Origin of the sequence: Neobacillus niacini (assembly GCF_023715785.1) — a bacterium.
GTDB lineage: Bacteria > Bacillota > Bacilli > Bacillales > Cytobacillaceae > Neobacillus > Neobacillus niacini_E.
Genome location: NZ_JAMBOX010000097.1, coordinates 1 through 392, shown reverse-complemented (window position 1 = coordinate 392; position 392 = coordinate 1). Strand labels below are relative to the sequence as shown.

Genomic DNA, 392 nt, shown 5'->3' with positions numbered 1-392 from the left:
ACGTGGAGCTCAACGCGCATATGCTGCGGTTGGCGCTGCAAGGGTCGGAGCTGGTGCCGGGTGAGAATGCGGCTGCGATTTCTGGGGATGCGCGCTTGGGGAGCTGGCAAGGTCGTATTTGCTGTCGCAAAGCGTGATCGAGCGGTTGAGCCGGTTGTATGACCCGGCCGCGCTGGAAGCGGTCATGGACGGCGTGGTGATCGATCTTTCCAACGAAGAGTCGACCGAGGCTTCGGCTAAGGCGCTGCACGCTGCGTTGCATGATGAAGCGCTGAAGAACGAAGTGCGGGTTGTGCCTTCGTATGACGCGGTTCGCGAACAGCGGGCGCTGCATGTCGAGCGGACGCATCATGGCAACGTGCGGGTCTCGGTCATCGACCAGGAATTCCAGC

1 protein-coding gene is annotated in these 392 nt (G+C 61.7%); it reads left to right on the top strand.

Annotated elements, in window-relative coordinates:
* Positions 1-118: 118 nt before the first annotated feature.
* Positions 119-392 (top strand): hypothetical protein (locus M3234_RS29010; protein WP_262307952.1); only part of this gene is annotated, 274 nt, incomplete at its 3' end.